29 protein-coding genes are annotated in these 26,213 nt (G+C 63.8%); 20 read left to right on the top strand and 9 right to left on the bottom strand.

The features are described 5' to 3' along the window. The first annotated feature begins 58 nt into the window (after window positions 1-58). The 5 genes from parA (at window position 59) to SK33_RS24100 (ending at window position 4,538) form a co-directional block, all read left to right on the top strand. Window positions 59-697 (top strand): ParA family partition ATPase, encoded by a 639-nt coding sequence (gene parA, locus SK33_RS24120; protein ID WP_003092312.1) that lies wholly within the window; start codon window positions 59-61, stop codon window positions 695-697. Then, entirely contained in the window at window positions 694-957 is a 264-nt protein-coding gene (locus SK33_RS24115; protein ID WP_022652187.1) for a hypothetical protein, read from the top strand. Before parA ends, SK33_RS24115 begins: the two co-directional genes overlap by 4 nt. Continuing rightward, window positions 954-1,511: a DUF2840 domain-containing protein gene (locus SK33_RS24110; protein ID WP_006379346.1), complete on the top strand. Its 558-nt coding sequence runs from the start codon at window positions 954-956 to the stop codon at window positions 1,509-1,511. The genes SK33_RS24115 and SK33_RS24110 overlap by 4 nt, the downstream gene beginning before the upstream one ends. Next, a complete protein-coding gene (locus tag SK33_RS24105; protein WP_006379345.1) occupies window positions 1,508-2,095 on the top strand; it encodes a S26 family signal peptidase in 588 nt (195 codons plus the stop codon). Before SK33_RS24110 ends, SK33_RS24105 begins: the two co-directional genes overlap by 4 nt. 448 nt (window positions 2,096-2,543) lie before the next feature. Further along, complete coding sequence (locus tag SK33_RS24100; protein ID WP_016487835.1) at window positions 2,544-4,538, top strand: relaxase/mobilization nuclease and DUF3363 domain-containing protein; 1,995 nt, start codon at window positions 2,544-2,546, stop codon at window positions 4,536-4,538. A 75-nt stretch (window positions 4,539-4,613) separates the two neighbouring features. On the opposite strand, the gene SK33_RS24095 is transcribed toward SK33_RS24100, so the two are convergent. The 6 genes from SK33_RS24095 to SK33_RS26520 form a co-directional block, all read right to left on the bottom strand. Then, on the bottom strand, window positions 4,614-5,315 hold the full coding sequence (locus SK33_RS24095) for an ABC-type transport auxiliary lipoprotein family protein (RefSeq protein ID WP_016487834.1): 702 nt from the start codon (window positions 5,313-5,315) through the stop codon (window positions 4,614-4,616). Beyond that, on the bottom strand, window positions 5,312-6,241 hold the full coding sequence (locus SK33_RS24090) for an MlaD family protein (protein ID WP_016487833.1): 930 nt from the start codon (window positions 6,239-6,241) through the stop codon (window positions 5,312-5,314). The genes SK33_RS24095 and SK33_RS24090 overlap by 4 nt, the downstream gene beginning before the upstream one ends. Window positions 6,242-6,332: 91 nt before the next feature. Further along, window positions 6,333-7,121 (bottom strand): ABC transporter ATP-binding protein, encoded by a 789-nt coding sequence (locus SK33_RS24085; RefSeq protein ID WP_028689679.1) that lies wholly within the window; start codon window positions 7,119-7,121, stop codon window positions 6,333-6,335. Window positions 7,122-7,150: 29 nt separating this feature from the next. Next, window positions 7,151-8,308, bottom strand: coding sequence for an MlaE family ABC transporter permease (locus SK33_RS24080; protein WP_016487831.1), 1,158 nt, complete (start codon window positions 8,306-8,308; stop codon window positions 7,151-7,153). Further along, complete coding sequence (locus SK33_RS24075; RefSeq protein WP_016487830.1) at window positions 8,305-8,925, bottom strand: DUF3313 family protein; 621 nt, start codon at window positions 8,923-8,925, stop codon at window positions 8,305-8,307. Before SK33_RS24075 ends, SK33_RS24080 begins: the two co-directional genes overlap by 4 nt. Window positions 8,926-8,940: 15 nt before the next feature. Beyond that, window positions 8,941-9,429, bottom strand: coding sequence for a TetR family transcriptional regulator (locus SK33_RS26520; RefSeq protein ID WP_022652185.1), 489 nt, complete (start codon window positions 9,427-9,429; stop codon window positions 8,941-8,943). A 101-nt stretch (window positions 9,430-9,530) separates the two neighbouring features. Here SK33_RS26520 and SK33_RS24065 point away from each other — a divergent pair, with 101 nt between their 5' ends. The 4 genes from SK33_RS24065 (at window position 9,531) to SK33_RS24050 (ending at window position 12,601) form a co-directional block, all read left to right on the top strand. Continuing rightward, window positions 9,531-10,934 carry an efflux transporter outer membrane subunit gene (locus SK33_RS24065; RefSeq protein WP_016487825.1) on the top strand — a complete coding sequence of 468 codons (1,404 nt, stop codon included), beginning with the start codon at window positions 9,531-9,533 and terminating at the stop codon, window positions 10,932-10,934. Between the two features lie 89 nt (window positions 10,935-11,023). Continuing rightward, window positions 11,024-11,929: a LysR family transcriptional regulator gene (locus tag SK33_RS24060; RefSeq protein WP_006378999.1), complete on the top strand. Its 906-nt coding sequence runs from the start codon at window positions 11,024-11,026 to the stop codon at window positions 11,927-11,929. A 32-nt stretch (window positions 11,930-11,961) separates the two neighbouring features. Beyond that, complete coding sequence (locus SK33_RS24055; RefSeq protein WP_016487824.1) at window positions 11,962-12,225, top strand: EexN family lipoprotein; 264 nt, start codon at window positions 11,962-11,964, stop codon at window positions 12,223-12,225. A 58-nt stretch (window positions 12,226-12,283) separates the two neighbouring features. Then, window positions 12,284-12,601 (top strand): DMT family transporter, encoded by a 318-nt coding sequence (locus SK33_RS24050; protein ID WP_000539741.1) that lies wholly within the window; start codon window positions 12,284-12,286, stop codon window positions 12,599-12,601. Between the two features lie 335 nt (window positions 12,602-12,936). Here the strand turns inward: SK33_RS24050 and SK33_RS24045 are convergent, their stop codons facing one another. From SK33_RS24045 to SK33_RS24035, 3 genes are all read right to left on the bottom strand, one after another. Next, on the bottom strand, window positions 12,937-13,443 hold the full coding sequence (locus SK33_RS24045; RefSeq protein WP_006378996.1) for a hypothetical protein: 507 nt from the start codon (window positions 13,441-13,443) through the stop codon (window positions 12,937-12,939). A gap of 44 nt (window positions 13,444-13,487) precedes the next feature. Continuing rightward, window positions 13,488-14,018: a polyketide cyclase gene (locus SK33_RS24040; protein WP_016487823.1), complete on the bottom strand. Its 531-nt coding sequence runs from the start codon at window positions 14,016-14,018 to the stop codon at window positions 13,488-13,490. Between the two features lie 280 nt (window positions 14,019-14,298). Next, window positions 14,299-15,204 (bottom strand): LysR family transcriptional regulator, encoded by a 906-nt coding sequence (locus tag SK33_RS24035; RefSeq protein ID WP_006378991.1) that lies wholly within the window; start codon window positions 15,202-15,204, stop codon window positions 14,299-14,301. Window positions 15,205-15,510: 306 nt separating this feature from the next. Between SK33_RS24035 and SK33_RS24030 the strand changes: the two genes are divergently transcribed. From SK33_RS24030 to trbG, 11 genes are read left to right on the top strand one after another with little or no spacing between them, the layout of a single operon-like run. Then, window positions 15,511-17,508, top strand: coding sequence for a conjugal transfer protein TraG (locus SK33_RS24030; RefSeq protein ID WP_016487822.1), 1,998 nt, complete (start codon window positions 15,511-15,513; stop codon window positions 17,506-17,508). After that, window positions 17,505-17,981 (top strand): CopG family transcriptional regulator, encoded by a 477-nt coding sequence (locus SK33_RS24025; protein ID WP_006378865.1) that lies wholly within the window; start codon window positions 17,505-17,507, stop codon window positions 17,979-17,981. The genes SK33_RS24030 and SK33_RS24025 overlap by 4 nt, the downstream gene beginning before the upstream one ends. Then, window positions 17,978-19,057: a P-type conjugative transfer ATPase TrbB gene (gene trbB / locus SK33_RS24020; RefSeq protein WP_022652184.1), complete on the top strand. Its 1,080-nt coding sequence runs from the start codon at window positions 17,978-17,980 to the stop codon at window positions 19,055-19,057. Before SK33_RS24025 ends, trbB begins: the two co-directional genes overlap by 4 nt. Further along, on the top strand, window positions 19,044-19,430 hold the full coding sequence (locus SK33_RS24015) for a TrbC/VirB2 family protein (protein ID WP_006378803.1): 387 nt from the start codon (window positions 19,044-19,046) through the stop codon (window positions 19,428-19,430). The genes trbB and SK33_RS24015 overlap by 14 nt, the downstream gene beginning before the upstream one ends. After that, window positions 19,427-19,696, top strand: a complete 270-nt coding sequence (locus SK33_RS24010; protein ID WP_006378802.1) for a VirB3 family type IV secretion system protein — start codon at window positions 19,427-19,429, stop codon at window positions 19,694-19,696. Before SK33_RS24015 ends, SK33_RS24010 begins: the two co-directional genes overlap by 4 nt. 12 nt (window positions 19,697-19,708) lie before the next feature. Then, window positions 19,709-22,159 carry a conjugal transfer protein TrbE gene (trbE, locus tag SK33_RS24005; RefSeq protein WP_006378801.1) on the top strand — a complete coding sequence of 817 codons (2,451 nt, stop codon included), beginning with the start codon at window positions 19,709-19,711 and terminating at the stop codon, window positions 22,157-22,159. Further along, window positions 22,156-22,899 (top strand): P-type conjugative transfer protein TrbJ, encoded by a 744-nt coding sequence (gene trbJ, locus SK33_RS24000; RefSeq protein ID WP_006378800.1) that lies wholly within the window; start codon window positions 22,156-22,158, stop codon window positions 22,897-22,899. Before trbE ends, trbJ begins: the two co-directional genes overlap by 4 nt. Before the next feature lie 12 nt (window positions 22,900-22,911). Then, window positions 22,912-23,238: a hypothetical protein gene (locus tag SK33_RS23995; protein ID WP_006378798.1), complete on the top strand. Its 327-nt coding sequence runs from the start codon at window positions 22,912-22,914 to the stop codon at window positions 23,236-23,238. Beyond that, window positions 23,235-24,500: a P-type conjugative transfer protein TrbL gene (trbL, locus tag SK33_RS23990; protein ID WP_022652183.1), complete on the top strand. Its 1,266-nt coding sequence runs from the start codon at window positions 23,235-23,237 to the stop codon at window positions 24,498-24,500. Before SK33_RS23995 ends, trbL begins: the two co-directional genes overlap by 4 nt. A gap of 18 nt (window positions 24,501-24,518) precedes the next feature. Further along, window positions 24,519-25,223 carry a conjugal transfer protein TrbF gene (gene trbF / locus SK33_RS23985; RefSeq protein WP_006378793.1) on the top strand — a complete coding sequence of 235 codons (705 nt, stop codon included), beginning with the start codon at window positions 24,519-24,521 and terminating at the stop codon, window positions 25,221-25,223. Next, a complete protein-coding gene (gene trbG, locus SK33_RS23980; protein ID WP_016487821.1) occupies window positions 25,220-26,212 on the top strand; it encodes a P-type conjugative transfer protein TrbG in 993 nt (330 codons plus the stop codon). Before trbF ends, trbG begins: the two co-directional genes overlap by 4 nt. The last annotated feature ends 1 nt before the right edge of the window (window position 26,213 follow it).

The following is a 26,213-nucleotide window of genomic DNA, read 5'->3' as shown; positions in this document are numbered from 1 at the left end:
GGTGGACAACCACGAAATGGCACGCCCAGGCCGGCTTTCCAGCTCGGAGGGCCGCGCCATGATCTTCGCGTTTCTCAACCAGAAAGGCGGCGTCGGCAAGACCACGCTCGCCACGCACATCGCCGGCGAACTGGCGATGCGCGGCCTGCATGTCATCCTGCTGGATGCCGACCCGCAGGGGTCATCGCTCGACTGGACGCAGCGGCGTAGCCAGCAGGGCCTGCCCCGTCTGTTCAGCGCCGTGGGCCTTGCCCGCGAAACGCTGCATCAGGAAGCGCCAGAACTCGCCAGGCGGGCCGATCACATCATCATCGACGGCCCGCCGCGCATCGCCGCCCTCGCGCGCTCCGCGCTGCTGGCGGCCGAGCGCGTGCTGATCCCCGTGCAGCCCAGCCCCTACGACGTATGGGCTTCTGCCGAGATGGTCGCACTGATCCGCGAAGCACAGGTGTTCCGGCCAGCGCTACGCGCGGCCTTCGTCATCAACCGGCGCGTCAGCACCACCATCATCGGCAGGGAGGCACGGCAATCGCTGGCCGAACAGCCGCTGCCCGCGCTGCGCTCGGAGATCCACCAGCGCATCGTCTTTGCCGACAGCGTAGCCGCTGGCCGGCTCGCCCGCGAAACCGCGCCCGACAGCGCCGCTGCCCGCGAGATCGCCGCGCTCACCGACGAACTGCTGCGGTGGCCGACATGACTGGAAAGCCATCACCACGCAGCAAGCGCGTCGGCATCGGTGTACGTCCCCCAGCGAATCCGCACGCCGAAGCGTGGATTCGCCAGGGCGACGCAGATGCCTTGCAGAAAGGCGACCTCTACACCGCTCGACTGACGCTTGACATCACGCCCGCCATGCGGGCGCGCATCAAGGTGTCGGCCTTCACGCGAGGCGTGACCGTAGCCGAACTGCTGCGCAGCCTGCTGGAGCGGGAGTTTCCCCCGGAGGGCACGCCGTGAACGCATCCGCTTCGACCGCCCACACCCCCAAAGCAAGTGCGCCCACGGCTGCACCGCCGCCGGCGCCTTCGACACTCGCCGGCCAGGCCGGCAACGTGCCGCTGACGCGCGTGGCGCTGACCTACATCGAACCCCGCTTCAAGCTCTACCTGCGCTTCGGCGAACCGGCGCGCACGCTCCAGCTCGACCGCTGGCGGCGCTGCGCCGTGTTCCTGCCGAACGCGGTTCTGTGCCGCATCCGTTGGCAGGCCAACGACTACGGCACGATCCGCTGGCAGCTCATGGTGATGCAGACCGCCACGCCGCTGGACGCCGTGCAACGCATCCCCGGCGTGCAGCCGGGCGCGCGTCTGCTGTTGCACGCCGAAGGCGATGCCAACGTTCGCGCCGTGCTGGAACGCATCGACGACATCGAGGCGCTGGGCATCGCAGCCGCAGACACATCGCCCGCGTACTGGCGCACGCTCGCGAACCGGCTCGCAGCGCGCTCGGCGTTACCCACATACACCACAGAACGGCACGCCGCCTGGCTGGCAGGGAGGGCATTGCCATGACCACGATTTCCACGACCGGCCCCGTGCCGCATCCTCGCTCGCGCCTGCGCACTCGCCTCGTGCTGGCAGGCTTCGCCACCGTCGGCCTCGCTGCGCTGGCCTGGGCTGCGTTCGTGCAGCCCCTGCCGCGAATGGCCTACAACCCGTCCGACAGCGTGGCGGTCGGTTGGTATCGCATCGAACCGTTCGACCCGCGCACCGCCTCGCGGCCACGTCCGCTGTCCGTGGACAGCATCGTGCTGGTGCCGCTGCCCGACAGGGCCGCCATGCTGGCTGCGCAGCGCAGTTACCTACCGACCCGCGTTCCGCTGCTCAAACGTGTGGGCGCAGTCGCGCCACAACACGTCTGCATCGTCGCCGGCCAGGTTCGCATCGACGGCGTGCCGGTGGCCGCCGCCCTGCCTGCCGACCGGCAGGGCCGACCGCTGCCATCCTTGCAGCTTTGCCGCCGTCTCGAACCGGGCGAACTGTTCCTCTTGAGCGTGACCAACCCAGCGTCGTTCGACAGCCGCTATTTCGGGCCGGTCAGTGCATCCACCGCGATCGGCGTTGCGCATCCGATCTGGCTGGAGACACGTCCATGATGGCCGCCGATTCGCTGCACTTTGCCGCGCCTCTCATCGTGCCATCGGGCATGTCGTTCTACTGTTCGTCGCCTTGTCATCGCACGTGCAGTGCGGGTGCATTCGCACCGCACTTCGCGCTGCCTTCGGCGCAGCCGTCCAACGTGCAGGCGTCTTGCCTCGAACGCGCCTGGCCTGCGGCCATTGGCGTGTTCGCCGGCGGGCTGGCTGCTGGTGCAGCAGCGCCGCCGGGCCGCCGATGCCCGGAGCGGGAGCGAGGGGCAAAGGCGGAAGGCAAGACAAAAGGACGCGGCACCGGGCCGCGTCGAAGGCCTGTCTGCACATGGGGGTGGCGCGGCACGGAGCGGCTTTGCCGCCGTGCCGCGTGGGGCGCGAGGCCCGCGCCAATGCAGGCATGTCCGCGTGCTTCGCACGCCCGGAGACGCCGGAGCTTGCCAGGGGCGCTGCCATGACCGACCGCCGCGACGACGATTTCCGGGTGCGCCCTGGCGCGCCGAAGAACCGAGGCAAAGGCCAGGGCCAGAGCTTCGTTTCCAAGGTGCTCAAGCGGGCTGGCAAAGCCAGCGGCGGCAAGTCGGCGGTGCGCCGTCCTGTCGCTGGCGGGAGCGGCCAGCACGCGGGCCAGCGGCCCGGCTCACGGCTTGGGCGCGGCCATACGGCAGCGCGCTTCGCAGGTGCAAAGCTGACACCCATGTCACGGCGCGTGACCGTCAAGACGCTGCTGGTCAACCAGCGCAACGCCAGCCCGCAGTCGCTCGCCAAGCACCTGCGCTACATCGAGCGCGACGGTGCCGGCCGGGACGGCGAGCCGGGCCGTGCCTACGGGCCGCAGACCGACCATGCCGACCTCGATGCCTTCAAGGAACGCTGCCAGGACGACCGACACCATTTCCGTTTCATTGTTTCCCCGGAAGACGGAGCCGAGCTGGACGACCTGCGCACCTACACCCGGCACCTGATGAACCGCATGGAGGCCGACCTGGGAACGCGGCTGGATTGGGTGGCGGTCGATCACTGGAACACCGACAACCCGCACACGCACCTGATCGTGCGCGGACGCGACGATACCGGCAGAGACCTCGTCATCGCGGGCGACTACATCGCCCACGGCTTCCGCCATCGCGCCGCCGAGCTGGCGACGGAATGGCTGGGGCCGCGCACCGAACTGGAGATCCAGCAGACCTGGCAGCGCGAGGTGAAGCAAGAGCGGTGGACGAGCCTCGACCGCACGTTGCAGCGCGAGGTCGGCGAGGATGACCGGGTGCGGATCGAACGCTTCAACGAACCGACGTTGCAACGCCAGCGCCTGCTACTGATCGGCCGGCTGCAACGCTTGCAGCGGCTCGGCCTGGCCGACGAGGTGCAGCCCAGCACCTGGGCCATCCATGCCGACGCTGAGAAGACCCTGCGTGCCCTGGGCGAGCGTGGCGACATCATCCGCACCATGCAGCGCGCCATGAGCGGCCAGCCGCGCGAGCTGGCGGTATTCGAGCCGGCCGACGACGGCCGTACCCTCGTCGGCCGCGTGGCCGCCAAGGGGCTGGCCGACGAGCTGCACGACCGCGGCTATCTGGTCATCGACGGCGTGGACGGCAAGGCCCACTACGTCGCTTTGAACGCCCGCGACGAACTGGCGAGCTACCCCACCGGCGCGGTGGTGGAGGTGCGTGGTTCCGCCGAGGTACGGGCGGCGGACAAGAACATCGCCGCACTGGCGAGCGATGGCCTGTACCGTACCGATCATCACCTGGCGATCGAGCAAGGCCGAGCCAAGCCCGGCCGCGACCCGCAGGAAGTCGTCGCGGCCCACGTCCGACGGCTGGAAGCCCTGCGCCGGGCCGGCATCGTGGAGCGCGTGGCGGAAGGGCTATGGAAAGTGCCGGACGACCTATCCGAGCGTGGGCGCCAGTACGATGCGCAGCGACTGGGCGGCGTGGCCGTGGACCTGAAATCTCACCTGCCGATCGAGCGGCAGGCCCGCGTGATCGGCGCCACCTGGCTCGACCAGCAACTGATCGGCGGCGGCCGGGGATTGGGCGACCTGGGCTTTGGTGGCGATGCCAAGCAAGCCTTGCAGCAGCGCGCCGACTTCCTCGAAGAACAGGGGCTGGCCCAGCGGCGTGGGCAGCGGGTGATTCTCTCCCGGAATCTGCTGGAAACGCTGCGCAATCGGGAGCTGGCGCAGGCCGCCCAGCACATTGCCGCCGATAGTGGGTTGGAGCATCGGCACGTCACAGACGGGCAGCGCGTAGCCGGCATCTACCGGCGCTCGGTCATTCTCGCCAGCGGTCGCTATGCGCTGCTCGATGACGGCATGGGGTTCAGTCTGGTGCCTTGGCGGCCGATAATCGAGCCACGACTGGGGCAGCAGATCGCCGCGACTGTACGCGGCGGCGGTGTGTCATGGGAGGTTGGACGGCAACGAGGTCCTGGGATTGGATAGGGGCCGTAGGCTGTCGTACCGAGTTAAGGTGTCGAGCAGCGTTCTGGCCCTAGCTTCTGTGCTCCGTTAAGGCGACTAGTCTGTGCTTATCGCCGACGCTGTGGGTGCATGGTTGCTTGCCGATTCCGGTGCAACTCGCAAACGCGCTGCCCCGACCTGAACTGCCCATTCAACGATCTGCCCGGCCAACACGTCCGTCGCGACACCGAACGCGCTCACCACATCTGCCTCTCGCTTGCTGCCTGTAGCTTGGATTGCTTCGAAGCGTCTACTGGCAATAGCAGTCCGTTTGGCCGGATCGACCAGTTGCACATCGAGCCGAACCCGAACCGCGGCGATCGCTTCAGTGCCGCGGTATTCGAGCTGGAACGCCCGTAGCGTACTGCGCAACTCCATATCGGCGCTCATTGGCGTGCTATCGGTAATCACCGAAGTCGACCGCCCATCGCGCATGAAGGCTTCGACGATTCGGTCGCGTAGCAGCACCGGTGCGGGGTCGGCCCAACGCACTCCTTGCCAAGCCGACAAGCGACCATCGGGCTGCGCAATGAAAAGCCGCTCCGAATCCAGGACGCGACTACTCTCAGGGGCGTAGACGCGCAGCGCCCCAGGTCCAGGAACGGCGCGTGGCGTACTCTCCGCCTGGGCGATGTGATAGTCGGGCAGTTTGTAGGTGACCATTGGAGCTGTTTTGGGAAGCACACTGCACGCGGACAAGCCGAGTACTAGCGTCATAGTCGCGGCAGCGACGGGAATCATCCTGGCGGAAGTGTTCACGGCTTGGTTTCCTCAATGTTCTCTCCACCGAGCAGGTATTGCGCCGGATTGCGATCCAGTCGGCGCAGCACGGTGTTTAGATTGGCCAGCGCCTGCTGGAGTTCGTGCATGGCAGGGCCTGTGGCGGCCATGCCTTGGTTCAGCGATTCCTGATTGTTTTGCAGTAGCGTCTCAACCCTGAAAGCGGCGCGTTCGAGGGATGCCGTTGCATCACGCGTGTTCACCATGATTTGCTTACCATCGTTATTTAGTAGCAGGTTGGCATCGCGAAGAGTGCTATTTGCTTGGCGCACGGCAGCTGTCGATTCTCTGCTTGCTTCGGTCAGATTGCTGATTAACGTCGCGATCTCGGCCCTCTGGTCAGCGACCGCGCCCGTAGTCTGTTCGAGATTCACTAGACTGCGGTGCACAAGAGCCAAATTCTCCTTCGACAGTAACTCCTGCGTGCGCAGCAAGATGCCGTTGAGTGTCGTCATGCTGTTACCCTCGCCGGAGACCAGGGATGCCATCGCCGAACGTGGCGCGAGGATCAACGGTTCCTCGTCCTCTTTCCGATCCAGCAATGGCACGTTTGGCCCACCGTCGCTCAACTCGATCACCGCGTTGCCGGTAATTCCCGTGATGACCAATTCAGCGCGGGTATCCTGCCGGACCGGGATGGTGGCATTGATACGCACGCGCGCTATCGCCCGCCTTGGGTCAGGCGGCGAAAGAGAAAGTGCAACGACTTCGCCAATCGTGATTCCGCTGTACTGAACCTGGCTGCCGGGCGTAAGCCCGGTCACTGGCTCATCGAACATGATCCGGTAATACTGGTAATCGTGGTCGGAACGTGTGTCGCTGAGCCAGAGCGCGAAGCCGATACCAATCGCACCGAGCAGCACGACGAACAGACCAATGAATACATGATGGGCACGTGGCTCCATGATCAGACCACCTCGTTTTCAGAGTGTAAATATTGCGTGCGCCCAGCCCAATGCGTGCGCGACGGAAGAATGATGCAGATGCGGAAGGGTTTCATGGCTGCGTCTCTTGGCTGGAAGCACCAGTGGCCTGTGCGGCCGCACGGCCACGGGGGCCGTGAAAGTATTCCTGTATCCACGGGTGCTTGAATCGCTCGACTGCCTCGATGCCGTCGTTGATGAGTACCTTCTGGTTCGCCAGGACCGCGACACGGTCGCATATGGTGTACAGCGTATCGAGGTCGTGGGTTACCAGAAACACCGTGAGACCCAGTGCATTGCGCAGGGTCAGAATCAATTGGTCGAAAGATGCAGCCCCGATTGGATCCAGTCCTGCGGTGGGTTCGTCAAGAAACAGGATGTTCGCATCAAGCGCCAAGGCTCTCGCCAGTGCTGCTCGTTTCACCATGCCTCCGGACAACGAGGCCGGATATTTGTCTCCCGCTCCGGCAGGCAACCCCACCAAGCCCAGCTTGCTTCTTGCCAAACGCTCGGCAAGAGGCCGCGCCAGACCGACATGCTCGATTAAAGGAAGAGCGACGTTCTCCAAGACGGTCAGCGATGAATACAACGCGCCCTTCTGGAACAGAATGCCGAACCTTCGCTCCATACGCGCGCGTGCAAGCCATTGGGCTCGCAGTAGGTCGCGCCCCCCGATACGGACCACGCCCGAATGCGGCTTCTGCAGCCCGACGATGCTACGCAAGAGCACGGATTTCCCGGTGCCTGATCCTCCCACCACGCCAAGGATTTCCCCGCGTCGCACGTCCAGGTCCAGGTCCTGATGGACCTGCTGGGTTCCAAACCTGTTGTCTAGGCCGCGCACTTCAATAGCGTGTCGCACACCGTTGTCGGTGTCTTCCTTCACCGCGCTCACCAGCCCATCTCCATGAAGAACAGTGCAGCGATGGCATCGATCAGGATCACCATGAAGATTGATTGCACAACACTAGAAGTCGTGTGGTCGCCTACCGACTCAGCGCTACCGGCGACCTTGAACCCTTCATGGCAGCCGATAGCGGCGATCATCACCGCGAAGAGCGGGGACTTGCTCATTCCGACAAGAAAATGGCGCACCTCGATTTTTTCCTGCACGATGGCAAGGAACTGTGCAGGAGGAATCTCCAAGCTCAGTGCGCATACAGTGGCGCCGCCCACAATGCCAGCCAAGATGCCTACTAATGTGAGCAGTGGCAAGGACACAAGAAGCGCCAGCACGCGTGGCAGCACCAGCAACTCGATGGGGTCGAGCGCGTTGGAGCGAAGCGCATCGATCTCTTCATTTGCCTTCATCGAACCGATTTGGGCGGTATACGCGCTTGCGGTACGGCCTGCAATCAATATGGCCGGGAGCAGCACTCCGAACTCGCGCATGAACGAGAAGGCGACCAGATGCACCGAGAAGATGCTCGCACCGAAGTTGGCCAGCACCGTTGCGCCCAGGAACGCCACCACCATTCCTACCATGAAGCTCAGTAGCGCCACGATGGGAATGGCGTCCACCGCTGACCGCTGGATTTGAGCGATCACCGAGGTCGTGCGCCAGCGACGCGGGTGACGAACGGTACGGCTCCATGTTTCGATGATCTGACCCACGAACCCGGCCAGACCAAGACACGCACGACAGCCCTGTTCCACGGTCAGGCCTATGCGTCCCAGACCGCGGAGCAGAGGATTCCCGCTCACCGCTGCTTTGTCCGTCTTCTGCTGAGCGGTAGCAGCGGCGGCAAGCGCTTTCATTAGGGCGAGGCGATCCGGGGACAGATTTGGAGCTGCCTCCGGCCGGTCGAGTATCGAGTCTGGCCCGAGAATTTCCACCAGCAGAGCCGCGCCGGCGGTGTCCAGTCTCTGGACTTGCGTCCAGTCGAGCAAGGGAGTGGCGTACCCCTCGGCATGGCTGATGCGGGCGGCGGACACGGATTTTGCCAGACTGGCGTAGTGCTCTATCGTCCAGTCGCCACCCGCCAGCCATTTGTGATCACCGCCGACCATGGCATCCTGCCGGAGCCAAGCCTGTGAAGCGTTGCTCATGGCTGCGTGTCCCGCCAAGCGCTGTCGATGCGCTCGATGCAGTTCGTGATCGCCGCTTTGGCATGACCCAGCAATGTGTACGAACCGGCGAACTCTTTAATGACGTTGCCGCGCTCGAAGCAACTGGCGGCAGCAACGCGTCGTCCCGTACTTACATCGACTGCTTCGAACTCTAGGCTGGCACCGCCCGTCGTCACGGGTCCAACCAGCAGGGTCGTCATTGCATTGACTGCCCGATTCGGTGTCTGCAGTTCGGTGACCGCTACACGCACCCGAACCTGTCCCGTGCCACCTGGGGTGGCGGGACTTTTGCCTTCCTGGCGTTTCAGTTCGCTCGTCACATGGTCTAGCACTTCACGCTGCTGCGCGTCATCGAGCCCATCGATGCGACCCGAGGCGGTCTTGATCTGCGCATCTTCCACCACGACAGCGGCATAACGCTTGGGCTCGAATCCCGCTGCGCGGTACATCAGTACGTTCTCGTATCGTGTCGGCGATAACTTCTCGTAGTCGCCGAGAAATCCGGAGCGCGTCATGCTGTTGGTCGCGCATCCAGAGAGCGCGGCTGCTACGCAAAAAAAAATGCCGCCGCGGATCAATGCAGTTTTGCTCTTCATAATGGGTCTCCTTGATCAAACGAAACTAAGACAGGCAATGCCTGCTGCGATGAGGGCGGTGCCAGACCAGCGCGTCACTGATGCGAGATCGCCTAGCAAGAGGGCGCCGATACCCAAGTTTCCAAGTAGCCCGATTCCTGCCCAGGCTGCAGAGGCCGCGCTGATCGGAATCCGCTTGAGCGCGAGCCACAAATCTCCGGCAAACCTGCGCTCGTGATTGGCTTGTACCGCGTCGAACGCCCGGATCATCTCGTCGATCAGTGTCACGAACAAATCGCGTTTGGTCTTGAAATGATAGAGAAACGCCCCTTTGCTCAACCCGGCCCGCACGACGACGGCGTCCAGCGTCAGACGACTGGCGCCTTCCTCCAGCACCAGTTCGCGAGCGGCCTGCAGGATGCGCTCGCGAGTTAGCTGGGCTCCTTGCTGGAGAACGGGCTGCGCATCGGTGCTGCTATGGGCGGTGGACGGGGGGGGCAACTTTGTTTTCGCGCGAGGCGGCATGGTCGTGCTCCAAAAAAAGCTTGAGTCATATACAGTCCAGACGGTATAGTAGAAGGCGTAAAACAGTCCGTCAAGACTTTTTCGGAATGCAAGGACCTGCCATGTCTCAAATTCTTGAACGCTATCGCCTCATGGCCATGATTTCGCCGCTAATGCTTCTTGCGGCTTGCAGCCATGCTCCGCACTCTGCCGATCCGCCTCGCCTGGATGTACCGGCCCATTTCTCAAATGAAGAGGGAGGTGAAGGCATCCTGGACAAATCATCCCGCCGTACTCTTCCCGTCGACTGGTGGACGGCCTACGGCGATCCACAGCTCAATGTCCTAGTCCGGGCGGCGCTGGAGCGCAACACCGAACTGTCGATTGCGCGCGCGCGCGTCGACGAGGCCTCGGCCGCCACGCGGCGAGCACGGGCCTCCCTGCTCCCCTCGTTGTCCGCGGGCACGCAGGCAACTCGAGGACGCGACTATTCAGAGAACGTTGCGATCGGCAATGATGGCCGCGCCACGTTGTCTGCATCGTGGGAGGCAGACCTGTCGGGGCGGCTTTCGCAGGCAGCAGAAGGTGCGCGCCTGGATGCGGTGGCAGCCGAACAAGCGTGGGTTGCCACGCGTTGGCAGGTCGCGTTTGAAACAGTGTCGGCGGCTGTGCAGCAGCGCCAAGCCAGTGAACTCGAAGCGCTCGCCACGGCGCGGCTGGCATCCGCCGAGCGACTCGTCTTGCTGACACAACGGAAGTTCGAGGCCGGACAAGCTACCGGCTTCGACATCGAGCGAACCCGCTCCGGCGTCGTCGCACTGCGTGTGGAGCAAGAGCAACTTCGGCGTGCGCGCGGCGAGGCGACGCATGCACTTGATGTACTAGCGGGACAAACGCCCGGAGCGTCTGCAGCTTCTCCGACTCTTGCTTCACTCGCCGCCCCCAATTGGACACCGACACGCATACCTGCGGACCTGCTGAGTGAGCGGCCCGACGTGCGCGCCGCCGAAGCGAAGTTCGCAGCCGAAACCGCGCGCTGGAACGCAGCCGAAGGCGAACGCTTCCCTAAGCTGGTGTTGGACCTGAGCGGCGGACGGCAGCGCGTTGAGAGTGCGGGGACGCGCATTACCGGCAACATTTTTTCACTTGGGGCCGGGGTTTCGTTGCCGATCTTCGATGGTGGCGCGATCCGTGCCGGCATCGAGACCGGAGAGGCGCGCAGCCGAGCTGCGCGCGCGGAGTTCGAGCGCACTTTGTTGAGTGCATTGCAGGACGTAGAGAACGCATACCTCGGTTGGCATACGCAGCACGCCGCACTGGAGCATCAGACCGAGGGGGTCGCAGTCGCGGAGCGTCAGCTCGATCGCAGCCGCCGTCTGTTTGAGGCGGGACAAGTGGACGCCACGGTGGTGGCCGAGGCTGAGGCGGGGGTGATGTCAGCGCAGGCTTCGCTGATCCGCACGCGGGCCGAGACAGCCGTGCAATGGGGTGTGCTGGCAAAAGCACTATCCGGCCCACCTGTTTGATCGGGGAAGCTTGCTGGAGCAGCTTGCGAAGGCTAGATAGCGTGGCGCAAGGCGAAGGTGGTGAGGCCTAAGTGAGGAGGAATGCGAACATGGAAATTCGGCATCTGCGCTACTTTCTAGCGGTGGCAGAGGAACTGCACTTTGCCCGAGCCGCAGAGCGCCTCCACATCGAGACATCGCCGCTGTCGCGCGCCATCAAAGAGCTTGAAGAGGAGTTGGGCGTAGCGCTATTTGCGAGAACCACTCGGAGCACCCGCTTGACTCGTGCAGGCAGACTCTTCTTTGAGAGCGTACCCCGTGTCTTCGCAGCTTTGCAGCAGGCGCGCGACAGTGTGAACGCCGCAGCCAATGGCTTTCATTGCCAGCTCCGTATTGCATTGTCTGATGGAATCACGCCATCGCGCCTGCCTGCGTTGTTGGCGCTCTGCCGGCAGGAAGAGCCGGAAGTGGAAGTTCGCTTCTTCGAAGTGCCTTTGTCACAGCAAATCAAGGGATTGTGTGGCGAACTGTACGATCTCGGCTTCGCTCAATCGGATGAAGTCGGCGAAGGCATCATCGCCGTGCCGGTGTGGAGTGACCCTCTGATGGTAGCTGTGCCCGCACGGCACCCCTTGCTATCCCACAAACAGATTCCCCTGGAAGAGCTGTTGCGGTATCCGCTGGTGCTCTGCGACGCGGTGGCGTGTGAGGGCCATGCTCGGCAAGTTGAACGGGTGCTACGTCGCGTGGACATTGAGCCTCTAATTGCCGAACGCGTGACTTCCAGCGATCTAATGATGGTCCTGGTTTCGGCGGGACTTGCACTAGGCCTCACAGGAGGTGCGCATATTACTGCCAGCAGGGAACAGGGTGTGGTCGCACGGCCGCTGACTGGAGGTTCGCCCATGCTCACGACCTATCTGCTACGACCGGCCAGCGAGCCGTCAGAAATACTGACTCGCTTCATGGAACGCGTTCATTCGATCAAATCTCCAGACGCCAAAAGTCGGCGGTAAACCATCACACAATCTCCCAAGGAAACTTAACCATGAAGAAGATTGCTCTCATATTGCTTTCCTCGACACTGGCAGCCTGCAGCCCATCCGGGAAACCAGATAAAGGCAACCTTCCGACGGTCGATGAATTAGCGCTCAATCCTGAGCGGCTGAAAAAGTTGCGCCAGCAATGCAAGTTGGATCGTCCTATGCTGGGCGACCAACTATGTAACCGGGTTGCCGAGGCTACGCGAAAGCGTTTTTACGAAGATGGCGATGTGCCCTACACCACACCTAAAGAGCCGCCGAAGTTCTAAGCTGGTGGTCACGCTGGAGTATGTATGCCGGATATGAAAAACTTGAAGGAGAATTGCAATGGGCTGGATCTATCTTGTTTTGGCTGGATTGTTTGAAATCGGATGGCCGGTCGGGCTGAAAATGGCGCAAGAGCCAACATCGCGTTGGAGTGGGGTCGCAGTAGCCGTCTCTTTCATGACAATTAGCGGCGCCTTCCTATGGCTTGCTCAGCGTCAGATACCGATTGGGACTGCTTATGCGGTGTGGACGGGTATCGGAGCGGCGGGAACGTTCTTAGTCGGAATTCATTTCTATGGCGACCCAACCTCCCTGATGCGATACCTTGGCGTGGCGCTGATCATCCTGGGCGTTATCACGCTCAAGTTATCGAGTTGAGTACTAGCTCCTTTGATAGCGTAGTCACTGGGACACCCTGCGACACAGACTGGATCGGGTTCTGGGAACTCGCACGGTCACCTCCTCCTAGTCGTTATATGTGGTGAGCTTGCCGCAGCCTCGGGAGAGTTCGAGCCAGTGCGCGTAAGGCGGTGGAGCAGCCATTCCGGGTGCTCCACCTTCAGCTCCTGCAAAGGTGGAGAAAGAGTGTGGGTTGGCTAGCATGGCGCGGCCAAGAATCACCAAACCCATCTACCTGCCAGCGATCACGTGCTCGGCCATTCGCGGATCGTCGATGCCCCAACTCACTGCCACAGGTAGCCCAGTCTCGCGGCTCATGCGTTTGGCAAAGGGGCTGACGCGACGGCCGGCAACCAGCGGCTGGCCATTCGCTTCCTTGACATTAACCAGTCCGGCTCGGCCGTGGCAGGCCGCCGCGACCACCCTGCCGTCAGCCCAAGCGCCCGACAGCAGATTGACGAGCGCCCCGCTCCGGGTAAGTCCCACATGGTGCCATGGCCGCCGGGCAGGAACATCACCGCACCCCCTTCCGGGGCGATGCTGTCGATCTTCAGCGAGCCTTCGAGCTTGTCCATCGACACCTTGTCATCGAGGAAGCATTCCACGCTCGGCGGGTTCATGCCTTCGCTCGCTATGGAATGAGGATCCACCGGAATCTCGCCGCCGGCGATTGACGCAATATCCACATTGGCACCTGCATCGACCAAGGCGTAGTACGGGGTGGACTGTTCCTCGAACCACACGCCGGTCAGGCGCGGGTCGTCGCCCATCGTTGCCTGCGAAGTCAAAACCAGCAGAATCTCGAGGGGAGTTCCCATCATGGTTTTCTCAGTTCAGACGCTTGGGATCAAGCGGCCAGCGACCATTACGCCTGCTTGGCTTTGCGCGCTGTCTCGACCAAGCTGTCGAGCCAGTCCTGATGGCCGTTGATCATCGGGTTGGGTTTGGCGTTGTGCAGCTCCTCGGCCGGCTTGCCCTTCTGCGTTTCCTGCGTGAGGATGCGCACGCGCCCGCCGTCCAGGTTCTCGACCAGCCAGGCGTGATGCACATCCAGGCGCGTATCTGTGCCTTCCTCGCCGGACCAGCCGTGCCAGGCCACGCGGCCGGGTTGCCCATCCGCAGGTGCCACGTACTCGTTGCACTGCCCCTCTACCGGGAAGCCGAAGGTCTCGAAATAAAATCGATCGCCGTCGGCCAGTACCGGGCCTTTGCCGCCATGAAAGCGCACGTTAGCCGAGTTGGCGTAGTAGCTTGGCCACAGCGATGGTGTGACGAGTAGCGGCCATACGTCGGCCGCGCTCAAGCCGGCGGCGATGATCTCATTAGAGGCGAAATTCTCAGTAAAGCCCGGCGTGTAGCCTTCGGGCCAGAGGATGGCGTTCTGTTGCTTGCTCATATCGAAGCTCCTTCACAAAATGTCAATGACGCAACAGGGGTGGCTGCGTCATTCAAGTGGTCATAGAGCAATCATGAGCCTCCCTGTGAAATAAGTGAAATCCTAATTTTTTATTTTTGAAATCATATAATTTGATATCAGCGTCTAGGTTCTGCCATCCGCCGACAAGGCTATCTCGCAGCGGTGCTACGAAAGGGTCCGTCTCCAATTGAGCCGGCTGATTGCATATTTGTAGTGCGAGGCAGAGTTGTGCTGAGCATGACGATGAGAGCCATCTTGCCTACTTGTTGTTAGCACAGGAAGTGAACAGCAGTGCTCGTATCCAGCGATGTGCTGGATCGTGATGGGTGCGTTCGTGCCAAGCAGCCGTCTTGGTGAACCCCGGTATCTTCATCGGCGGCAGGGAGATAGCCAGCTTGTCCATACCGGCGACCAAGCGGCTCGGCAAGATCGCGACCATGTCACTGGCACGCAGGATGTCTGGCAAGATCAGAAAGCTCTTGACCGACAGTGTGACGCTTCGTTGTTTGCCCAACTGTTCTAGCGCATCGTCGGTGACGCCGCGGAAACCTCCACCATCGTAGGAAACAAGCGCATGGTCGAGAGCACAGAACTGCTTAACTGTCAGCTTGCGCCCCATAGCCGCTGGATGGTCTTCCCGCAGGACACACACGTAGTGCTCCTTGAATAGCTCTCGGGCATGCAGATTTGGCGGAGTGATCTCTGGCGTCAGGAGGGCTAGATCGATTTGACCGCGCTCAAGCTGGTTCTGTAGCAGTCCGCTCTCGACTGGCACTAATGAGACTCGAACGCGCGGTGCGTGCTGTTTGAGTGCCGATAGAAATGGGACAGCAATGGCACGCAGCGCATAGTCCGTCGCGGCGATGGAGAAGGTCAGTTGTGCGGTGGCCGGGTCGAAAGAAGGTGGCTGGAGCAGCGCGTCGATTTCCGCTAGCACCTGTTTGACAGATATCCCTATGTCTAGCGCCCGCTGCGTCGGAACGATGCCCCGCTGCGCACGCGCGAACAGCGGGTCGCCGAAGCTTTCACGCAGCCGCGCAAGCATGCCGCTCAAGGCCGGTTGGGTTAGTCCAAGACGTGCTGCCGCCCGTGTCACGTTGCGTTCGTCCAACAATACGTCCAGCGCCTTGAGTAAGTTGAGATCCATGCTCTTGATATCTTTCATTCTTATCCAGATTTCAATAAATAATTCTTTCCCATGATATCTAGATTCTGCTCATGAGGGGAGCGAGACCCAGCGAGAATTTTTTTCTGGGCAACCTCTTGGAAACTCCAAATGCGCCATAGGGTGCTTTAGTTTGCGGCGTTTGTCTTCGACTCGCCCCGCCGCTCATTCTTTCTTTTCCCTCGACCGTTGTGCTCAAAACGGTCTTTGACGGGCACCCACGCGGCACCGATCCTCGCTCTATGCGGCACGTTCCTGTGCCGCTTTTGAACGAGGAATCAGTGCAGGGAAATCGGAGGCCAGTCAATGCAAGCTCAGGGCGTACTGTTCGGGCAGATCGCCGCCGTATTCGGCATCGTGATCGCCGGCGTGTGGGGTGCAACGCAATGGACAGCCGCCGCCCTGGGCTATCAACTACGCCTTGGCTCGCCATGGTTCGACTTCTTTGGAACCCCGGTCTATCACCCTTGGCGGCTGTTCGAGTGGTGGTTCTTCTTTGATGCCTACGCGCCGCACGTCTTCGATATCGGCGGGGCCATCGCGGGTGGAAGTGGTCTGGTGGCCGTGGTGGTCGCCATCGCCATGTCGGTGTGGCGCTCGCGGCAAGCGCGCCTTGTCACCACCTACGGTTCGGCACGCTGGGCCGATGCGGAAGACATACGCAAAGCTGGGCTGATCCAGCCCGACGGGGTTTTCCTCGGGCTGCATCGCGGCCAGTACCTCCGCCATGAAGGCCCGGAACACGTCCTGACCTTCGCACCAACGCGCTCGGGCAAGGGTGTGGGCCTGGTCGTTCCCACCTTGTTGAGTTGGCCCGCATCCGTCGTCGTTCACGACATCAAAGGCGAGAACTGGACGCTCACCGCAGGCTGGCGTTCGCGGTTTAGCCACTGCCTCCTGTTCAACCCCACGGATGCGCAGTCGGCAGCCTACAACCCGCTGCTGGAAGTGAGGCGCGGCGCGCACGAAGTGCGCGACGTGCAGAACGTGGCCGACATTCTTGTCGATCCCGATGGCGCACTCGAACGCCGGAACCATTGGGAAAAGACCAGTCACGCGCTGTTGGTCGGCGCCATCCTGCATGTGCTGTACGCAGGCGAGGACAAGACGCTGCGCGGCGTCGCCAACTTCCTCAGCGACCCGGCGTGTCCGTTCGAGCTGACGCTGCACCGGATGATGACGACGAAGCACCTGGGCGATGCGCCTCACCCGGTTGTCGCATCCGCTGCCCGCGAAGTGCTTAACAAGTCGGACAACGAGCGATCGGGCGTGCTCTCCACCGCCATGTCGTTTCTCGGCCTGTACCGCGACCCGACCGTGGCCGAAGTCACATCGCGCTGCGATTGGCGCATCGCCGACCTGATTTCCGCCGAGCACCCGGTATCGCTCTATCTGGTGGTGCCGCCCTCCGACATAAGCCGCACCAAGCCGCTGATCCGGCTCATCTTGAACCAGATCGGGCGGCGGCTGACCGAATCGCTCGACGGCAGCGATGGCATCGCGCGCCGGCACAAGCTGCTGCTGATGCTGGACGAGTTTCCGGCGCTGGGCCGCCTCGATTTTTTCGAGTCCGCGCTTGCCTTCATGGCCGGGTACGGCATCCGCAGCTTTCTCATCGCTCAAAGCCTGAACCAGATCGACAAGGCGTATGGGCAGAACCATTCCATCCTCGACAACTGCCATGTCCGGGTGACTTTCGCCACCAACGACGAAAGGACGGCGAAAAGGATTTCAGAAACCCTCGGCACCGCCACCGAGCTTCGCGCGCAGCGCAACTACGCCGGCCACCGGCTCGCTCCGTGGCTGGGGCACCTGATGGTGTCGCGTCAGGAAACTGCACGGCCGCTGTTGACGCCCGGCGAGGTGATGCAGCTTCCACCTGATGACGCCGTGGTCATGGTGTCCAGCGTCGCCCCGATCCGCGCGAAGAAGCTGCGCTACTACGCCGACGCCAATTTCAAGAATCGCGTCCTGCCACCGCCCGCGCTCGTAGCCGGGAGGTACGCCGACGCGCCGCCAGCCCGCCCCGACGACTGGAGCGGCTTGGCGATCCCGGCCGTACCTGCGGCGCCGGCCTCGGCATCCGCCGATGGCCTGGGCGGCACCGATGACGGCGGCCCACGCCGCCAGCCCGAACTCTCCGAAACCGTCGCCTACGACCCCGAGCCGGACGCACATGCGAACGACCTGGCGCTGCTCGATGACGACGACCTGGCGCTGCCGCTTCCCGGCCAGCTCGACCCGGCCATGCAGCGCACGGCCCGGCTGGCTTCCCTCGACCCCAACGACGGAATCGACCTATGAGCCAATACCGCCTCAATCTTTTCATCCAGCCCGAGCACGCCCAGCGCCTGGACGAACTGGCCGCCAAGAAAGGCGTGTCCAAGTCGTCCATCGTCGCAGCGGCCTTGGCGTCCTGGCTGTCGCCCGATGCTGGCGACCAGCGCGAGGCCGCCATTGCCAAGCGGTTGGATCGACTGTCGCGGCAGACCGAACGCCTGGAGCGCGACCAGAACATCCAGATCGAAACGCTGGCGCTGTTCATCCGCTACTTCCTGACCGTCAGCACGCCGGTGCCCGAAGCCCATCAGGATGCGGCACGCGCCCAGGGCAAGGTGCGCTTCGAGCAGTTCGTCGAACAGTTGGGTCGCCACCTTCTGCGTGGCCGCAGTCTGGTGCGCGACGTGGTGGAGGAACTGCACCCCGATCCGATGCAGATGGATGACGCAGCAGCGATGGCCTCCGCCCATGAACGAACTGCGGAGCGTGCGTCATGAGTGCCGTTCCACAGATCCAGCCCGAACCTCGCTCATCCGCAGCAGCGTCCCAGGATCGCCGCATCCAGATGCTGCGCACTGCAATGGGGCCGCTGATCGCCGCTGCGCTCGAAGACCCGGATGTGGTGGAAATCATGCTCAACCCCGATCGCACCCTGTGGGTGGATCGGCTGTCGTCGGGTCGCTCGCCGCTGGGCGTGGAGATGCCCGAGGCCGATGGTGAACGCATCATCCGCCTGGTCGCCGCGCATGTCGGCGCGGAGGTGCATCGCGGCCAGCCGCTCTTGACCGCCGAGTTGCCGGAAACCGGCGAGCGTTTCGAGGGCATCCTGCCTCCGGCCGCCCCGGGGCCAGCCTTCGCGCTACGCAAGCGGGCCGTGAGCATCATCGGCCTGGATCGCTACGTGGCCGACGGCATCCTGACCGCCGGGCAGGCCGAGTTCCTGCGCCGCGCCGTGCGCGAGCGGCAGAACATCCTAATCGCCGGCGGCACCAGCACCGGCAAGACCACGCTGGCGAACGCGCTGCTGGCCGAGATCGCCGCCACAGGCGACCGCGTGCTGGTGCTCGAAGACACCATCGAGCTGCAATGCGCGGCCCGCGACCATGTGCCGCTGCGCACCCGCGCCGGCGTCGTCACCATGACCGAGCTGGTGCGGGCCACGATGCGCCTGCGGCCTGACCGCGTGATCGTCGGCGAGGTGCGCGGCGGCGAAGCCCTCGACCTCATCAAAGTGTGGGGCACCGGCCACCCCGGCGGCATTGCGACCATCCATGCCGGCTCCGCGCTGGGCGCGTTGCTGCGCCTCGAACAGTTGATTCTCGAAGTCGCTGTGAATCCGCCGCGGGCGCTGATCGCCGAGGCGGTCAACGTCGTCATCAACATCGCCGGACGCGGCCGCAAGCGCCACGTCGAAACCATCGCCCGTGTCGTCGGCTTCGACGGCACCGGCTATCGCCTGGCGGACGCACTGGAAACGCCGTTTCCCGAGCTGACGCCGGTTCCTCTCGCAGCCGACGCCGCTGCACATTCCCGTCCCCCAACCAACTTGGAGAACTGCCATGACGCACGTTGATTCTTTCCGCTTTTCCGTAAATCCGCTTCCTCGCCTGTCCGGCCTGGCGCGGCTGCGCAGCCTCACCCGCCCTGCGAGGCAGGGGCTGCTGCTGGCCGCGCTGCTGCTGTTGCTGGCCGGAACGGCGCAAGCCGCCGGTTCCTCGATGCCGTGGGAGGGGCCCTTGCAGTCGATTCTGGAGTCGATCCAGGGGCCGGTGGCACGCATCGTCGCGGTCATCATCATCATCGCCACGGGCCTGGCGCTGGCCTTCGGCGACACCAGCGGCGGCTTTCGCAAGCTGATCCAGATCGTGTTCGGGTTGAGCATCGCGTTCGCCGCTTCCTCGTTCTTCCTGTCGTTCTTCTCGTTCTCCGGCGGGGCCGTCGTATGAGTACGGCCAGCGACCTTCCAGGCTTCGAGGTGCCGCTGCATCGCTCGCTGACCGAGCCAATCCTGCTGGGCGGCGCGCCGCGCACCGTGGCAATTGCCAACGGCACGCTGGCCGCCGCCGTCGGGCTGGGCCTGCAACTGTGGATTCCCGGCGTGGTGCTCTGGATCGTCGGCCACTCGCTGGCCGTATGGGGTGCGCGCGTCGATCCGCAGTTCATGCAGGTCTTCGCGCGGCATATCAAACACCGCCCGCTTCTGGACGTGTGAGGGGAGGACGCCATGCTGAACCTTGCCGAATATCGTCAGCGCCCGGCCTTGCTTGCCGACTGGCTGCCCTGGGCCGGGCTGGTCGCGCCGGGCGTTGTGCTGAACAAAGATGGTTCGTTTCAACGCACGTTCCAGTTTCGCGGCCCCGACTTGGACAGTGCGACACAGGGCGAGCTGATTGCCACGTCGGCGCGGCAGAACAACGCGCTTCGCCGTACCGGGTCTGGCTGGGCCTTCTATATCGAGGCCGAGCGGATGCGGGCATCGAGCTATCCGCAATCCTCCTTTCCCGAACCACTGTCCTGGCTGGTGGATGAGGAGCGACGCGCGGCGTTCGAGGAGTCGGATGGCCATTTCGAGAGCGTCTATCACTTCACGTTGCAACACCTACCGCCGCAAGAGTCTCGCGCCCGTGCGGCTGGGATGCTGTACGAGAACCGGCCCACTGAGGGTGTGGACTGGCGTGGTCGGCTTGATTCCTTCGTGGCAGAGACCGATCGCGTGTTCGACCTGCTCGATGGTGTGATGCCGGAGATTGCCTGGCTGGACGATAGCCAGACGCTGACCTACCTGCATGCCACAGTCTCCACCCGGCGCTATCGCGTCGGCGTGCCCGACGTGCCGTTCCATATCGACGCACTGCTTGCCGATGCCGCGCTGGTCGGCGGCCTGGCGCCCATGCTGGGCGATCAGCACCTGCGCGTGGTGTCGGTACGAGGCTTCCCGACCTCGACCTGGCCGGGGATCTTGGACGACCTCAACCGCCTGGGCTTTGCGTATCGCTGGAGTACGCGCTTCCTGTGCCTGGACAAAGCCGAGGCGGAACGGGAATTGGGGCGCTTGCGGCGCCAATGGTTCGCCAAGCGCAAGAACGTCATCGCGCTGCTGCGCGAAACGATCTTTCAGCAGGAAAGCCCGCTGGTCGATACCGATGCCAGCAACAAGGCCGCCGACGCCGATGCCGCCTTGCAGGAGCTGGGCAGCGATCAAGTCGCCTTCGGCTACCTCACCGCCACGGTGACGGTGCTCGACGCCGACCCGGCCGTGGCCGACGAGAAGCTGCGCATGGTGGAGCGCGTCATCCAGGGCCGGGGTTTCGTGACCATCCCCGAAACCCTCAACGCAGTCGATGCCTGGCTGTCGTCCGTCCCCGGCAACGCATACGCGAACGTGCGTCAGCCCATCGTTTCGACGCTGAACCTGGCGCACATGATGCCGATGTCAGCGGTATGGGCTGGGCCGGAGAAGAACGAACACCTCGATGGCCCGCCGCTGATCGTCACCCGCACCGATGGCGCGACGCCGTTCCGGCTGGTGACGCACATCGGCGACGTGGGGCACACCCTTGTCGCCGGGCCGACCGGCATGGGCAAGTCGGTGCTGCTCGCCATCTTGGCCATGCAGTTCCGGCGCTACTTCGGCTCGCGGATCTTCGCCTTCGACATGGGCCGCTCGATGCGCGCCACCATCTTCGGCCTTGGCGGTGAGCACTATGACCTCGGCGCCGATGGCGGCATCGCCTTCCAGCCACTCGCGCGAATTGCCCACGAGGGCTACCGCACCTGGGCCGCCGAATGGGTGGAGGGCCGGCTGCTGCACGAAGGCGTGACGGTCGGCCCGGACGAGAAGGCTGCCATCTGGTCGGCGCTGAGAAGCCTTGCCGGTGCGCCGGTGGAGCAGCGCACCATGACCGGCTTGTCGGTGTTATTGCAGTTTAACGCGCTGCGCCAAGCGCTCGCGCCCTATGTGCTGGGCGGCGCACACGGCAAGCTGCTGGACGCTGACCACGACCGGCTGGGCATGGCCGACGTGCAGGGCTTCGAGATGGAAGAACTGATGCACAGCCCGGCCGCCGTGCAAGCGGTGCTGCGCTACCTGTTCGCCCGCTTCGACGAACGTTTCGACGGCGCGCCCACGCTGTTGATCCTCGATGAAGCGTGGCTGTTCCTCAATGAGCCGTCCTTCGCGGCCCGCATCCGGCAATGGCTCAAGACGCTCAGAAAAAAGAACGTCAGCGTCATCTTCGCCACGCAGTCGCTGGCCGACATCAAGGACTCGACCATCGCGCCAGCCATCATCGAAAGCTGCGCGAGCAGGATCTTCTTACCTAACCCGCAGGCCACCGAGCCGCAGATTCGCACGATCTACGAAGGCTTCGGCTTGAGCAGCCGCCAGATTGAGATCGTGGCGACCGCCCAGCCCAAGCGCGATTACTACTACCAGTCGCGCCTCGGCAATCGCCTGTTCGACCTCGACCTGGGGCCTGTCGCGCTCGCATTCGCGAGCGCATCCACCCCTCAAGACCAACGCGACATTGACCGCGTGCTGACGCAGGCCGGCGCTCCCGGCTTCGCCGGCGCGTGGCTGCGCCATCGCGGCCTCGGCTGGGCCGCCGACCTGCTGCCGTCCGCTCCGGCGGCAGCTTCCTTTCTCGCTTCTCAACCGCTGGAGGTTTCGCCATGATGACCAAGCCCCGTTTGCTCTCTGTCTCACTCGCTGCTGTGCTGTCGGTATCGCTGTTGGCCGTGCAGCCCGCATCCGCGCTGACGGTGTTCGACCCGTCCAACTTCGTGCAGAACACGCTGACCGCCGTGCGCACGCTGGAACAGATCAACAACCAGATCAACCAGCTCCAGAACGAGGCGCAGATGTTGATGAACCAGGCCAGGAACCTGGCAAATCTCGACTTCAACATCGTCAACCGCCTGCGCTCGACGCTCGCCACCACCGAGCGCCTGATCGCCGAGGCGCGCGGCTTGGCCTACGACGTGCAGAGCATGGATGCCACGTTCGCCCGCCTGTACCCGGAACAGTACGCCTCCACCATCAGCGGCGACCGCATGGCACAGGATGCCCGCGAACGCTGGCAGAACACCTTGAACGGCCTGCACACCGCGATGCGGATGCAGGCGCAGGTGTCGCAGAACCTCGCCCAAGACGAAAGCGCGCTGGCCGACCTCGTGAGCCAGAGCCAGTCGGCCACCGGCGCGCTGCAAGCGATGCAGGCGACGAACCAGCTCCTGGCTTTGCAGGCCAAGCAGTCGATCCAGGCGCAGCAGCTCCAGATCACGCAAGACCGGGCCGCTTCGCTGGAACTGGCGCGGCAAGCGGCGGCTATGGAGCGCGCCCGCGAAGTGCGGCGGCGCTTCCTCGGCACCGGCACGCCGTACACGCCGCAGTCCGTCAACTTCTACAACAACTGACCGGAGGCGGCCATGCGATGCGCTTCCGTCCTGCTGGCCGTGCTGCTGACCGCGTGCGGCCAGCAGCCGGCCGAGAACCTGGCCGACGCCCTGGCCGCAGATCCGGTGCGGCTCAAGGCGTTGCGCGGGCAATGCGCGGTCGACCGGCAGGCCATGGGCGAGGATGCCTGCCGCGCCGCCGCCGAAGCCTTCCGGCGGCGCTTCTTCGCCGGCCATACCGGGCCGGATGAATACAACTCGCTGGCTGAACTCCCGCCGATTCCGCCGAGCTTCGATACGCCCGCAGATGAATTGCCAGAGGGCGCCGTTCCGCTCACTCCGCCCGAGGATTCGCCATGAACGACGTGACCATCATCGACCGTTTCCTCGATACGTTCTCGCGCTACATCGACTCGGGCTTCGGCTTATTGCAGGGCGAAGTGGCATTTCTCACCGCCACGCTCATCGTCATCGACATGACGATCGCTGGCCTGTATTGGGCCATGAGCCACGCCACCGGCCAGGGCGACGACGTGATCGCCAAGCTGCTGCGCAAGGTGCTCTATGTCGGCGCGTTCGCCTACATCATCGGCAACTTCAACTGGCTGGCGAGCATCGTGTTCCGCTCGTTCGCCGGCTTGGGAATCACCGCTACCGGCTCGGCCATCACGATGGAGAACTTTCTTCAGCCGGGCCGGCTGGCGAAGACCGGCATCGACGCAGCCGCGCCGATTCTGGAACAGATCGGGGACATGGCTGGGTTCCCCGAGGTGTTCGTGAACATCGACCCTATCGTGGTTCTGTTCATCGCCTGGCTGGTGGTGATCCTCTGCTTCTTCGTGCTGGCCGTACAGCTTTTCATCACGCTGATCGAGTTCAAACTGACTACGCTCGCCGGCTTCGTCTTGATCCCGTTTGCACTCTGGAACAAGACCTCGTTCCTCGCGGAAAAGGTGCTAGGCAACGTGGTGTCGTCAGGCATCAAGGTCTTGGTGCTGGCCGTCATCGTCGGCATTGGTTCCGGGCTGTTTGCCGAGTTCCAGGTACATCCCGACGAACCATCAATCGACCACGCGCTGGTCGTGATGCTGGCCTCGCTCGCGCTGCTGGCGCTGGGCATTTTCGGCCCCGGTATCGCCACCGGCCTGGTGTCCGGTGCGCCACAGCTTGGTGCGGGCGCGATGGCTGGTGCTGCGGTCGGGGCTGTCGGCACCGGCGTTGCCATCGGAGCCGCCGCAACGGGAGTGGGCGGCGCCGTCATGGCTGGGGCACGAATGGCCCCGGCGGCCGCAAAGCTGGCCGGTGCCGGCGCGCGTGCCGCGACTTCGGCGGCCGGCAGTGCCCGATCGGCGTTCCAGGCCGGTTCCGCTGTTGGGCAGAAGGTGGCCGACTCCTTCCGCGCTGGCTGGAACGGCACAGAAGCCGGCAGCGACGGTGCTGGCCGCGGCCAGACCGCAGACGGCACCGCAGGCTCGCAGAAGCAAGAGCAACCGGCCTGGGCCAAGCGGATGCACCGCCGCCAGCAGGCTACCCATGCCGCGACCACTGCCGCCCACACGCTGCGCGGGGGCGACGGCGGCGGCTCCGGGCAAGGCCCGAGCCTGCGGGATTCCGATACCTAACCTTCAAGGAGAACACCCATGCGATTCAAACGACCGCAGGTGCGCTACGCCGATACGCCGCAGCCTGCCACCCCGTATCAAGCCGCCGCCCAGGTGTGGGACGACCGTATCGGCTCCGCCCGCGTGCAGGCGAAGAATTGGCGCCTGATGGCCTTCGGCTGTCTAGTGCTCGCGCTGTTGATGGCCGGCGGCCTGGTGTGGCGCTCGGCGCAGTCCATCGTGACGCCCTATGTCATCGAGGTCGATCAGGCCGGGCAGGTGCGCGCTGTAGGTAAGGCCGCTACGCCGTATCGGCCCGGCGACGCGCAGATCGCGCACCACCTGGCGCGCTTCGTGACGCTGGTTCGCTCGCTGTCCATCGACCCCATCGTGGTGCGGCAGAACTGGCTCGATGCCTACGACTACACCACCGACAAGGGCGCGGCGGTGCTCAACGACTACGCCCGCACCAATGACCCATTCGCCCGCATCGGCAAGGAATCGGTAACGGTGCAAATCACCAGCGTGGTTCGCGCCAGCGACACGTCTTTCAACGTGCGCTGGACAGAGCAGCGCTATGTCAACGGTGCGCCCGCCGGCACCGAACGCTGGAACGCCGTGCTTTCGACCGTCCTGCAAACCCCGCGTACTGAACAGCGCTTGCGCAAGAACCCATTGGGTATCTACGTCAACGGCCTGTCATGGAGCCGCGAACTGGATTCTTCCGAAGGAGCCAAACCATGAAACTTCGTTTCTGCCTTTACGTTTTTCCTTTGACGCTGCTGGCCCTCGCGGGCTGCGCCTCGCAGGGCAAGCCGCCGCCGTCCATCTCGCTCGACGAGCCGGTGCTGGCCCAGCCATTGCCCGAACCGCCCAAGCCCGTCGAAGTCGTCGCCGTCCCTGAACCGCTGGCGCTGCCGGCGCAGTTGAAGCCGCTGCCGGAACTCGATGAGGCCCCCGTTGCGCCGGAGCCGGCCGACGAAAAGGTGCGCGTTTCCCGTGCCAATGCAGAAGCGCGTATCGCGCCTACCCGTGAGGGCTACGTCAACGCGATTCAGGTGTGGCCGTTCACCGATGGCGCGCTTTATCAGGTCTATGCGTCGCCGGGGCGCGTGACGGTGGTTTCGCTTCAACCGGGCGAGGAACTGGTGACGGTCGCCGCCGGCGATACCGTGCGCTGGATCGTGGGCGACACGTCCAGCGGCGGCGGGGCCGATCTGCGCGTCAATGTGCTGGTCAAGCCCATCCGTTCCGGCCTGAAAACCAATCTCGTCATCACCACCAGTCGGCGCACCTACCTGCTGGAGCTGACCTCGACCGAGAAGGCATGGATGGCGTCGGTATCCTGGGACTACCCGAAAGACCGGATGCTCGCGTTGCAGCGCCAGGCGCAGGCTGCGCAGGCGACAACGCCTGTCGATACGGGCCTGTCGCTGGACAAGATCCGCTTCCGCTACGCGGTATCGGGCAGCAACCCGCCGTGGAAGCCGCTACGCGCCTTCGATGATGGAGAGAAGGTCTATATCCAGTTTCCGGCGGGCATCGCCCAGGGCGAGTTGCCGCCGCTGTTTGTCATCGGCGCGCAGGGCGACGGGCAATTGGTGAACTACCGTTTCCGCGCGCCGTACTACGTCGTGGATCGCCTGTTCGGCGCGGCCGAACTGCGGCTGGGCGGCGACGGCGGCGACGTGGTGCGGATCGAGCGCACCGATGGCGTTGCGCGGAGGAACTGAC

It is taken from the genome of Citrobacter sp. MGH103 (assembly GCF_001034475.2).
In the GTDB taxonomy this organism is placed as follows: Bacteria; Pseudomonadota; Gammaproteobacteria; order Enterobacterales; family Enterobacteriaceae; genus Citrobacter; species Citrobacter freundii.
Note: the sequence above shows the minus strand (reverse complement) of the source record. Positions and strands in the feature narration are given on the sequence as shown.